At 68.3% G+C, this 11,703-nt stretch carries 6 protein-coding genes; 5 read left to right on the top strand and 1 reads right to left on the bottom strand.

The features are described 5' to 3' along the window. Positions 1-25 precede the first annotated feature (25 nt). The 3 genes from HMPREF9058_RS10270 (at position 26) to rplL (ending at position 1,829) form a co-directional block, all read left to right on the top strand. A complete protein-coding gene (locus tag HMPREF9058_RS10270; RefSeq protein ID WP_009407045.1) occupies positions 26-508 on the top strand; it encodes a hypothetical protein in 483 nt (160 codons plus the stop codon). A 346-nt stretch (positions 509-854) separates the two neighbouring features. Then, complete coding sequence (rplJ, locus tag HMPREF9058_RS10265; RefSeq protein ID WP_009407225.1) at positions 855-1,376, top strand: 50S ribosomal protein L10; 522 nt, start codon at positions 855-857, stop codon at positions 1,374-1,376. Between the two features lie 63 nt (positions 1,377-1,439). Then, positions 1,440-1,829, top strand: a complete 390-nt coding sequence (rplL, locus tag HMPREF9058_RS10260) for a 50S ribosomal protein L7/L12 (RefSeq protein ID WP_009747839.1) — start codon at positions 1,440-1,442, stop codon at positions 1,827-1,829. Between the two features lie 329 nt (positions 1,830-2,158). Here the strand turns inward: rplL and HMPREF9058_RS10255 are convergent, their stop codons facing one another. Continuing rightward, positions 2,159-3,280 (bottom strand): hypothetical protein, encoded by a 1,122-nt coding sequence (locus tag HMPREF9058_RS10255; RefSeq protein WP_009407307.1) that lies wholly within the window; start codon positions 3,278-3,280, stop codon positions 2,159-2,161. A 764-nt stretch (positions 3,281-4,044) separates the two neighbouring features. On the opposite strand from HMPREF9058_RS10255, the gene rpoB reads away from it, so the two are divergent. Together rpoB and HMPREF9058_RS10245 are read left to right on the top strand one after the other, a co-directional pair. Beyond that, the gene (rpoB, locus tag HMPREF9058_RS10250; RefSeq protein ID WP_009407433.1) at positions 4,045-7,566 is read left to right on the top strand and encodes a DNA-directed RNA polymerase subunit beta; all 3,522 of its coding nucleotides are present in this window, start codon (positions 4,045-4,047) and stop codon (positions 7,564-7,566) included. Positions 7,567-7,747: 181 nt separating this feature from the next. Further along, positions 7,748-11,701 (top strand): DNA-directed RNA polymerase subunit beta', encoded by a 3,954-nt coding sequence (locus HMPREF9058_RS10245; RefSeq protein ID WP_009407052.1) that lies wholly within the window; start codon positions 7,748-7,750, stop codon positions 11,699-11,701. The last annotated feature ends 2 nt before the right edge of the window (positions 11,702-11,703 follow it).

Below are 11,703 nucleotides of genomic sequence, written 5' to 3'. Positions count from 1 at the left end.
TGCGGAGGTAGGGCAGACTGGGCGCATGCGCATCTACCTGCCCGCCACCGCCGCCCACCTGCGCGCAAGCGTCCTGGGGTCCTCGCACCAGCCGCTCACGGCTCACGCCGCCACCCCGGCCCTCGCCCAGGCACTGCCTGAGGAGGATGAGGAGGGCCTGGAGGTCTCCGCCTCGCTGTGCGCCGCCGACGCCTCCGTCGTCCTGCTGGCCGAGCCCGAGGCCGTGGGCCTGGCCGACCGGCGCATCGTCATCGCGGCCGACGTCGACGCCGAGAACGTGCGTGAGCTTCCCGTGGAGGGCGATGTCCTGCCCGGCACGATCGAGGTCACCGGTGAGATCTCCTGGGAGGACGTCGCCGCCCTGCTCGTGGACGAGCCCGAGGCGCAGGACGATGTACGAGCCGCCAGACTCGGTGACGAGGACGCCTTCGAGCGCGCTGCCGACGCCGACCTGCTCTGGTACGACGTCACGGAGCGAGAGGCGCTGGCCGAGAGTCTCGGCGTCTGACTGGGCCGGCAGCGCAGGTCAGTGCGGGGCGCGCCCGCGTCCGACGTCGGACTGCCCGCTGCCCCCGAACCCAGGCCGACCGGGGGATGCTTTCGTCCAGCATTCGCGGTGACGTGACCAGTTCCACGGCCGCCTGCCTTGCGCCGCGGAGGTCGCTGCTGGGTAAGGTGCTCTCTGCCAAAGACCGCAGGTCGCCCGCTCCGGCGGGACCAAGTCCACATCAGGTGGGGCCGGCGCAGGTGAGAACGAGACTTCTTCGGGCATGCCCGAATTCAAGCCCCGTGCCCACCGGCGCGGGGCTTTTCCAGTGAATGGACCCCTGCGGCATACCACGGAAGGAGGGCCCATGGCACGGCCTGACAAGGAAGCAGCCGTTGCTGCACTGGCGGACAAGTTCCGCCAGGCTGACGCGGTCCTGCTGACTGAGTACCGGGGACTGAGCGTCGCCCAGCTCAAGGAGCTGCGTCGTTCCCTCGCCGGTAACGCCGAGTACACCGTGGTGAAGAACACGCTTGCTGCGATCGCCGCCCGCCAGGTCGGGCTCGAGGACTTCGCCGACGACCTTACGGGCCCCTCCGCCCTGACGTTCGTCACCGGTGAGCCGGTCGAGGCCGCCAAGGCTCTGCGTGACTTCGCCAAGGACAACCAGCAGCTCGTCATCAAGGGCGGTGTCATGGACGGCGCCGTGCTGTCCGCCGACGGCGTTGACAAGCTTGCCTCTCTCGAGTCCCGCGAGGTGCTGCTCGCCAAGACCGCGGGCGCCATCAAGGCGTCCCTGTCCAAGGCTGCGTACCTCTTCGCCGCACCGGCCTCCAAGGCCGTGCGCACCGTCGACGCCCTGCGCGAGAAGCAGGAGACCGCGGCCTGAGGCCGCACGCGTCATCCACCAACCCTGCGCGCGCAGGAACCTGATAAGGAAGGAACGCCCATCATGGCGAAGCTGACCACCGAAGAGCTCATCGAGCAGTTCAAGGAGCTCACCCTCATCGAGCTGTCCGAGTTCGTCAAGGCCTTCGAGGAGACCTTCGACGTTACCGCCGCCGCTCCGGCCGCCGTGGCCGTTGCCGCCGCCCCCGGCGCTGCCGGTGGCGACGCCGCCGCCGAGGAGAAGGACGAGTTCGACGTCATTCTCGAGGCCGCCGGCGACAAGAAGATCCAGGTCATCAAGGAGGTGCGCGCTCTGACCTCCCTCGGCCTGAAGGAGGCCAAGGAGCTCGTCGACGGCGCTCCCAAGCCCGTCCTCGAGGGCGCCAACAAGGAGGCCGCCGAGAAGGCCAAGGAGCAGCTCGAGGGCGCCGGCGCCACCGTCACCCTCAAGTGAGTCTCTCCCCGCTGCCTGAGGCGGCCTGAGGGTCGCCGAGGGCCGGGGAAGCCCATCTTCACCGGGTCCCGTCCACCATGAGGTGGGCGGGACCCGGTCGTGTTCCGGGGGCCTGGTGCTGTCCGGCCCCCGTGTGCTTCGACGTCGTCGGGCTCGGGGCGGTGAGGGATCGGGGACGTACATGTGCGCCGAGGACTGCGATGTCCTCCAGGTCACTGACGTCCGTCCCCAGTGGTCTGGGGGAGAACGCAGTCGCCGATCGGAAAGTACGTTCCCGATGCCGGTGGGTGCGTTCGATGAGTCAGGGTGCGGCGTCGGGAACCGCGACCTCATGGCACCAGCACTCCGGGTGGACGCTCGCCCCACAGTCCGCCACCTTGAAGCCCGGCTACCGGCGAGAGGCGGGAGACCACCTCCAGGGGGAACATCGACAGCAACCGGTCCGCCTGGGTGCGCATGTCGCTGAGCGAGGACCACGTCGCCCGGAAGAACCTCCACCCCAGCGACTCGAGCTCGTCCTGGCGGAGCTTCTCGAGGAAGACGTCCTCCTCGGTGCGGTACTTGGTCCGGCCGTCGAACTCCGCGACGACACGGTGATCGGGCCAGCCCAGGTCCAGGAAGCGGTCCTTGGACAGCCCCGGAACCGGGAACTGGGCAATGGCCCGAGGCAGCCCCACCACGAGCGTCATCCACCGCAGCACACTCTCCCCGGGCGAGACCGCCCAAGGGGTGGCGGCGGCCAGTACCGCACGCGCCTGCGCTATCCCTCGCCGCCCCCGATGACGTGCCACGAGCTCCTCCCAGCAGGCGTGAGCCGAGCGCAGCCGCGTGGCGCAGGAACCGCGGTGCCACGGATCGGGTCGGCAGTGCCGGTTCAGAGCCGCATCGGCGATGGAGAGCGCGTTGAACGGGGGCTCGTCGCAGGCGCAGTCGAAGGCGGTGCGCAGCACGGACGTGACGGGAACCCCTCCAACCGTCTCGATCTCCTCGTCGCGCAGCTGAAGCCGGCGACGGTGCATTCGGATCGGGGTGGCCTCGGGGTGCGCGGGATCGATAGGAGCGGGTACTCCCGACGACGGGTACCGGAAGGCGGGCAGTGTCGTTGTGGTCAGACGTGGGTTACCGGAGACGGCGAGGTAGACGTCCGGCTCACCTGTCCACATCGCCAGGCCATGAATCAGGGCGGCCGATGTGTGAGACAGACAGGTGGCGGAGGGAAGGAGTTGTTGCGCGGCAATCGCACGCGCTAAGGACACCATGAACCGCTGCTCCCAGCGTCGCCTGCCCGGGACTGCGTGCAGGTAGGCGCCCGGCATGAGTCGCAGCAGATCAGGATTGCGCGATGCGTGGAAGCGCTTGCGGCCGCCTGAGTAGATGATGGTCGGCCGAAGGTGCGCCGGGATCGGGCAGATGGGAGTGGGGCGGCTGGCAGTGGTGGCGACGGGGCTCATGCAGCGAGTCTTCTCAAGAGTTTCGGGGCATGGCGAGTGCAGAGCCCCGTGGGTGTGGACTCGCCGGAGTCTGAAGGCAGGAGTGCTTCGCTGTGGATCCCGCAATGACCACTGAAAGCCCGCTTCCCGGACGAGAGGCGGGAGCGACGTGCTCGTCGCGACGTCGTCGGGTTGGGACGGCCAGCAGGTGGACGGGTTGGAGGGGCGGTGGGGGATCGGGGACGTACATGTGCGCCGAGGACTGCGATGTCCTCCAGGTCACTGAGGTACGTCCCCAGTGGTCTGGGGGAGAACGCAGTCGCCGATCGGAAAGTACGTTCCCGACGCCGTCGGCCGGAAGGGATCGGGCGGGCGCAGAGGCTGCGGGGTCGGGGACGTGCAGGGCCGCGGGGCCGGGGGAGTGGGTGGCTGGGCGGCAGCGTGCGGGGGCTGGGCGTGCCGGGCGCGAGCCGGCCGGCAGCCGCTCAGCGAGAGGCGCCCACTGAGGGACTCAGGTCACGCGGTGGACACGGGTGGGGCAGTATGCGCGACTGTGGTGGGAATCGCAAGGAACCAGGGCGGATCGGCGTGGAGTCCTTGACGTCGGCCGTGTACGCTAGCGCTTTGCGTGCATTGTGTGTATTGGTGCGAGGGGTATCTGCCCTCCGCACGGGCTTCGGCCCGTCGGAACCCTGGCGGGCGTGAGCCCGGCAACGGAGATTCTACTCAACCCGGTACTCGCGGTGTGCGTTGTGTGATCCCCGATCTGAGGGAAGGATCCCCCTTTGGCTGCCTCGCGCACCTCCGCACCCACTGCTGCTGACATCGCCGCTCGTACCGCGTCGCGTCGTATCAACTTTGCCAAGATCGCCGAGCCCATGCAGGCTCCGAATCTGCTCGCCCTCCAGACCGAGAGCTTCGACTGGCTCGTCGGTAACGAGAGGTGGCGCGAGCGGATGACCGCCGCCAACAAGGCACACCCGGGCTCCCTGCCCGAGACCTCCGGTCTGGAGGAGATCTTCGACGAGATCTCCCCGATCGAGGACTTCGGCGAGACCATGGCCCTGTCCTTCCACGACCACCGCTTCGAGGAGCCGAAGTACACGGCCGAGGAGTGCCAGGAGAAGGACCTCACCTACTCCGCCCCCCTCTACGTGGTGGCGGACTTCGAGAACTTCTCCACCGGTGAGATCAAGTCTCAGACGGTCTTCATGGGCGACTTCCCGCTCATGACCGACAAGGGCACCTTCATCGTCAACGGCTCCGAGCGCGTCGTCGTCTCCCAGCTCGTGCGCTCGCCGGGCGTGTACTTCGAGCGCACCACCGAGAAGGCCACGGACAAGTACGTCTACAACGTCAAGTTCATCCCCTCGCGCGGTGCCTGGCTCGAGTTCGAGATCGACAAGTCCGACCGCGTCGCGGTGCGCATCGACCGCAAGCGCAAGCAGGACGTCACCGTCTTCCTGCTGGCCCTGGGCATGGACGAGTCGGAGATCCGCAAGGAGTTCGCCGACTACCCGGCCCTGACCTCCGCCCTGGACGAGGACCGCAAGATCACCACCCAGGACGAGGCGCTCCTGGACATCTACAAGAAGATCCGCCCCGGTGAGCCGCCGAGCGTCGAGGCCGGACGCACCCTGCTGGAGAACTTCTACTTCAACCCCAAGCGCTACGACCTGGCCAAGGTCGGTCGCTACAAGATCAACAAGAAGCTGGGCCTAGCCTCGGACCTGACCGAGTCCACCCTGCGCATCGAGGACATTGTCGCGGCCCTGCGCTACCTGCTGGCCCTGCACTCCGGCGCCGAGACCGTCGAGGGCGTGCGTGACGGCGAGATCACCGAGATCGCCGTCGAGTACGACGACATCGACCACCTGGGCAACCGCCGCATCCGTGCGGTGGGCGAGCTCATCCAGGCGCAGGTGCGCACCGGTATGAGCCGTATGGAGCGTCAGGTGCGCGAGCGCATGACCACCCAGGACGTCGAGGCCATCACGCCGAACACCCTCATCAACATCCGGCCCGTGACGGCCGCGATCAAGGAGTTCTTCGGCACCTCCCAGCTCAGCCAGTTCATGGACCAGAACAACCCGCTGGCGGGCCTGACCCACAAGCGCCGCCTGAGCGCCCTGGGCCCCGGCGGTCTGTCCCGTGAGCGCGCCTCCATGGAGGTCCGTGACGTCCACACCTCGCACTACGGGCGCATGTGCCCCATCGAGTCCCCCGAGGGTCCCAACATCGGCCTCATCGGCTCGCTGGCGACCTTCGGGCGCATCAACCCCTTCGGCTTCGTTGAGACCCCCTACCGCGTCGTCGTCGACGGCCGGGTCACCGATGAGACCCACTACCTGACGGCCGACGACGAGGACCGCCACGTCATCGCCCAGGCCAACGTCGCCCTCACCGAGGACGGCCACTTCGCCGAGGACCACGTCCTGTGCCGCGTCACCGGCGGCGAGCCGGCCCTCGTGCCCTCCTCGCAGGTGGACCTCATGGACGTCTCCCCGCGCCAGATGGTGTCGGTGGGTACCTCCCTCATCCCCTTCCTCGAGCACGACGACGCCAACCGCGCCCTCATGGGCGCCAACATGCAGCGCCAGGCCGTGCCGCTCATCCGCCCCGACGCCCCGCTGGTGGGCACGGGCATGGAGCGGCGCACCGCCGTCGACGCCGGTGACGTCCTCGTGGCCGACAAGGCCGGTGTCGTCACCGAGGTCTGCGCGGACTTCGTGCGCGTGGCCAACGACGACGGCACCGAGAACGTCTACAAGGTCGCCAAGTTCCGCCGCTCCAACCAGGGCAACTGCTACAACCAGCGGGTCGTGGCCACCGAGGGTGAGCGCGTCGAGGTCGGCACGGTCCTGGCCGACGGCCCCGCCACCAACGAGGGCGACCTGGCCCTGGGCCAGAACCTCCTGGTCGCCTTCATGACCTGGGAGGGCCTCAACTATGAGGACGCCATCATCATCTCCCAGCGCGTGGTCGCCGAGGACATGCTCACCTCGATCCACATCGAGGAGCACGAGGTCGACGCCCGCGACACCAAGCTGGGCGCCGAGGAGATCACCCGCGACATCCCCAACGTCAGCGAGGAGACCCTGGCCAACCTCGACGAGCGCGGCATCATCCGCATCGGTGCCGAGGTCCGCAGCGGCGACATCCTCGTGGGCAAGGTGACCCCCAAGGGTGAGACCGAGCTGACCAGCGAGGAGCGCCTCCTGCGCGCCATCTTCGGTGAGAAGGCCCGCGAGGTGCGTGACACCTCCCTGCGCGTGCCCCACGGCGAGTACGGCATCGTCACCGGCGTGCGCGAGATCGACGCCGCCTCCGACGACGCCGAGCTGCCCGCGGGCGTCAACCGCATGGTGCGCGTCTACATCGCCCAGCGCCGCAAGATCACCGTGGGTGACAAGCTCTCCGGCCGTCACGGCAACAAGGGTGTCATCTCCAAGATCCTGCCCGTGGAGGACATGCCCTTCCTGGCCGACGGCACCCCGGTCGACGTCATCCTCAACCCGCTGGGCGTGCCCAGCCGTATGAACGTCGGACAGGTCCTCGAGCTGCACCTGGGATGGGTCGCCTCCCGCGGCTGGGACGCCACCGCCGCGCGCGAGGCCGGCGAGGCCTGGACCGCCAACCTGCCCGAGAACGGCATCAAGGCCGAGCCCCGCACGCCCGTGGCCACGCCCGTCTTCGACGGTGTGCGGGACAACGAGCTCATGGGGCTGCTGGGCTCCACGCTGCCGACCTCCGACGGCCTGCAGCTGGTCGAGTCCAACGGCAAGGCCCGCCTGTTCGACGGCCGCTCCGGTGAGCCCTTCCCGTACCCCATCTCGGTGGGCTACATGTACATCCTCAAGCTCCACCACCTCGTGGACGACAAGATCCACGCCCGCTCCACGGGTCCGTACTCCATGATCACCCAGCAGCCGCTGGGTGGTAAGGCCCAGTTCGGTGGTCAGCGCTTCGGTGAGATGGAGGTGTGGGCCATGGAGGCGTACGGCGCCGCCCACGCCCTCCAGGAGCTCCTCACCGTCAAGTCCGACGACGTCAACGGCCGTGTCAAGGTCTACGAGGCCATCGTCAAGGGCGAGGACATCCCCGAGCCCGGCATCCCCGAGTCCTTCAAGGTGCTCATGAAGGAGATGCAGTCGCTGTGCCTGAACGTCGAGGCCCTGGACGCCGAGGGCGTTGCCATCGCCCTGGACGACACCGACGACGACGGCTCGCGCGCCGCCGATGAGCTCGGCTTCGACCTGGGCCGGCGTCCGGGCGGGGCCATGGCCTCCACGGTTGACGAGATCTGAGTGGCCACCGCCTGGTGACGACTTCGTGACAACTTCATCGAGCCCCGGTTGAGGGCGGGTGGCCCACCCGCCGCCCGCCCTCCCACCAGGCTCGCAGGCGCCGTCGGAGTCATGGAACAACGACGACGGAACGCCCCCCAGACCACCACCTGATGAGATTTCACCATCGGAAGTAGGAACTGTGCTCGACGCCAACGTGTTCGACAGGATCCAGCTCGGCCTCGCCACCGCGGAGGACATTCGCTCGTGGTCCCACGGCGAGGTCAAGAAGCCCGAGACCATCAACTACCGCACCCTCAAGCCCGAGAAGGACGGCCTCTTCTGCGAGAAGATCTTCGGCCCCACCCGGGACTGGGAGTGCGCCTGCGGCAAGTACAAGCGCGTGCGCTACAAGGGGATCGTCTGCGAGCGCTGCGGAGTCGAGGTCACTCGCTCCAAGGTGCGTCGCGAGCGCATGGCCCACATCAAGCTCGCCGCGCCGGTCACCCACATCTGGTACTTCAAGGGCGTGCCCTCGCGCCTGGGCTACCTGCTCAACCTCGCGCCCAAGGACCTGGAGAAGGTCATCTACTTCGCGGCCTACATGGTCACCGAAGTGGATGAGGAGGGCCGCCACGACGACCTGCCCTCGCTGCGCAACGAGCTGGAGGTCAAGAAGAAGCACCTCGAGGAGTCCGGCCAGGCCGAGGTCGAGGCGCGCCAGCAGCGCCTCGAGGAGGACCTCGCCCAGCTCGAGTCCGAGGGCGCCGAGGCCTCCCAGCGCGACAAGCTCCGCAAGACCGCCGAGCGCGAGATCACGGCCATGCGCCGCCGCAACCAGCGCGCCCTGGAGCACATGGACAAGGTGTGGGACCGCTTCGTGAGCCTCAAGGTCGGTGACCTGGAGGGTGACGAGGTCCTCTACCGCGACATGGTCGCCGACTACGGCATCTACTTCAAGGGCTCCATGGGCGCCGAGGCCATCCAGGCCCGCCTGCGCAGCTTCGACCTCGAGGCCGAGGCCTCCGCCCTGGCCGAGATCGTCGAGAACGGCACCGGCCAGCGCAAGACCCGCGCCATCAAGCGCCTCAAGGTCGTCAACGCCTTCCGCATGACCGGCACCGCCCCGGAGTCGATGGTCCTGGACAACATCCCGGTCATCCCGCCGGACCTGCGCCCCATGGTCCAGCTCGACGGTGGCCGCTTCGCCACGAGTGACCTCAACGACCTCTACCGCCGCGTCATCAACCGCAACAACCGCCTCAAGCGGCTCATGGACCTGGGCGCCCCGACGATCATCGTCAACAACGAGAAGCGCATGCTTCAGGACGCCGTCGACGCCCTGTTCGACAACGGCCGCCGCGGCCGCCCGGTCACCGGCGTGGGCAACCGACCGCTGAAGTCCCTGTCCGACATGCTCAAGGGCAAGCAGGGCCGCTTCCGCCAGAACCTCCTGGGCAAGCGCGTGGACTACTCCGGCCGTAGCGTCATCGTCGTCGGCCCCCAGCTCAAGCTCCACCAGTGCGGTCTGCCCAGCCAGATGGCCCTGGAGCTGTTCAAGCCCTTCGTCATGAAGCGGCTCGTCGAGCTCAAGGAGGCCCAGAACGTCAAAGCCGCCAAGCGCATGGTCGAGCGCGCCAACCCCAAGGTCTGGGACGTCCTGGCCGAGGTCATCCGCGAGCACCCCGTGCTGCTCAACCGCGCCCCCACCCTGCACCGCCTGGGCATCCAGGCCTTCGAGCCCCAGCTCATCGAGGGCAAGGCCATCCAGCTGCACCCGCTCGTGTGCGGCGCCTTCAACGCCGACTTCGACGGCGACCAGATGGCCGTCCACCTCCCGCTGGGCGCCGAGGCGCAGGCCGAGGCCCGCATCCTCATGCTGTCCTCGAACAACATCCTCAAGCCCTCCGACGGGCGCCCCGTGACCATGCCCAGTCAGGACATGATTATCGGCACCTACTACCTCACCTCCGACCCCGACCCGGCGGTCGAGGTCGAGCGCGACGCCGAGGGCAACGAGATCGTCCCGGCTTTCTCCTCCTTTGCGGAGGCGGTCATGGCCTACGACTTCGGCAAGCTCCACGTCAACGCCGCCTGCGACATCCGCTTCGAGGAGGGCATCGCCGCTCCCGAGGGCTGGCAGCCGCCCGAGGGCTGGAGCGAGGGCGACCCGATCACCCTGCGCACCTCGCTGGGGCGGGCCCTGTTCAACACCTCGCTGCCCGAGACCTTCCCCTACGTCAACTACATCGTTGACAAGAAGCAGCTGGGCAACATCGTCAACGCCCTGGCGGAGAACTACTCGCGCGTCGAGGTCGCCGCCTCCCTGGACGCCCTCAAGGCCAACGGCTTCTACTGGTCCACCTGGTCCGGTATCACCGTCGCCTTCGCCGACGTCGTCTCCCCGGAGGCCAAGCAGGAGATCCTCGTTCGCTACGAGAACGAGGCCGCTGAGATCGAGGAGCAGTTCGAACTCGGTGCCCTCACCGAGGACGACCGCTACGCCTCCCTCATCGACATCTGGACCAAGGCCACGGCCGAGGTCGCCGAGGCGATGCGCGAGAACTTCCCGCAGCGCAACACCGTCTACCAGATGGTGGTCTCCGGGGCCCGAGGCAACTGGGACCAGATCCGCCAGCTCGCCGGTATGCGCGGCCTGGTGGCCGACCCCAAGCAGCGCCTCATCGAGCGCCCGATCAAGTCGAACTACCGCGAGGGCCTGAGCGTCCTGGAGTACTTCATCGCCACCCACGGCGCCCGTAAGGGCCTGGCGGACACGGCGCTGCGTACCGCCGACTCCGGCTACCTCACGCGTCGTCTGGTCGACGTCTCCCAGGACGTCATCGTCCGTGAGGAGGACTGCGGCACCCGCAAGGGCCTGACCAAGCGGATCTTCTCCTGGATCGACGCCGGTGACGAGCGCATCAAGGAGCCCTCGGAGATCCTGGGCACCACCGTGTTCGGCACCACCCTGGCGCGCGACGCCATCGACGCCGAGGGCAACCTCATCATCGAGGCCGGCGCCGACCTGGGCGACGCCGAGATCCGGGCCGCCATCGACGCGGGCATCGAGGAGATCACGGTGCGCTCCGTGCTCACCTGCGACTCCAACGTCGGAACCTGCGCCGCCTGCTACGGCCGCTCGCTGGCCACCGGTAAGCGCGTCGACATCGGTGAGGCCGTCGGCATCATCGCCGCCCAGTCCATCGGTGAGCCCGGTACGCAGCTGACCATGCGTACCTTCCACACCGGTGGTGCGGCCGGTGCCGCTGACATCACCCAGGGTCTGCCCCGTGTGCAGGAGCTCTTCGAGGCCCGCACGCCCAAGGGCGAGGCCGCGGTGGCCGAGGCCGCCGGCACCCTCAAGATCGAGGACGACGCCGACGGCAAGCGCCTGGTCATCACCCGCGACGACGGCGAGGAGGACGTCATCGTCCCGGTCTCGCGCCGTCAGCGCCTGCTGGTGAACGACGGGGACCACGTCGAGCCCGGCCAGGCCCTCACCGAGGGTCCGGTCGACCCCAAGAAGGTCCTGCGCCTGCGCTCGGTGGCCGCCACCCAGCGCCACCTCGTCGAGGAGGTCCAGGAGGTCTACCGATCCCAGGGCGTGGACATCCACTCCAAGCACATCGAGGTCATCGTGCGTCAGATGCTGCGCCGCGTGACCGTGCTGGACTCCGGGGACACCCGCCTCCTCCAGGGAGACCTCGTGGACGTCATGCACTACCGCGCCGAGAACCGCCGGGTCATGGCCGAGGGCGGCAAGACCGCCACCGGCCGTACCGAGCTCATGGGAATCACCAAGGCCTCGCTGGCCACGGACTCCTGGCTGAGCGCCGCCTCCTTCCAGGAGACCACGCGCGTGCTCACCGAGGCCGCCATGAACGGCAAGTCCGACCCGCTGCTGGGCCTCAAGGAGAACGTCATCCTCGGTAAGCTCATCCCCGCCGGTACGGGCCTGGCCCGCTACTCGGACATCGAGGTCGAGCCCACCGAGGAGGTCAAGGCGGAGGTCTTCTCCCGCGTGGACCTGGGAGACGGCGTCTTCGGCGAGTCCGTCGCCCTGGACGACTTCCACTTCGGTGGGGACCTGCGTGCGGACTTCTCCGACGACTTCCGCACCGGTTTCTCCAGCAGCGAGGACGTCGAGTTCTGACC

It is taken from the genome of Actinomyces sp. oral taxon 175 str. F0384, from assembly GCF_000223355.1.
Lineage (GTDB): Bacteria > Actinomycetota > Actinomycetes > Actinomycetales > Actinomycetaceae > Actinomyces > Actinomyces oris.
Note: the sequence above shows the minus strand (reverse complement) of the source record. Positions and strands in the feature narration are given on the sequence as shown.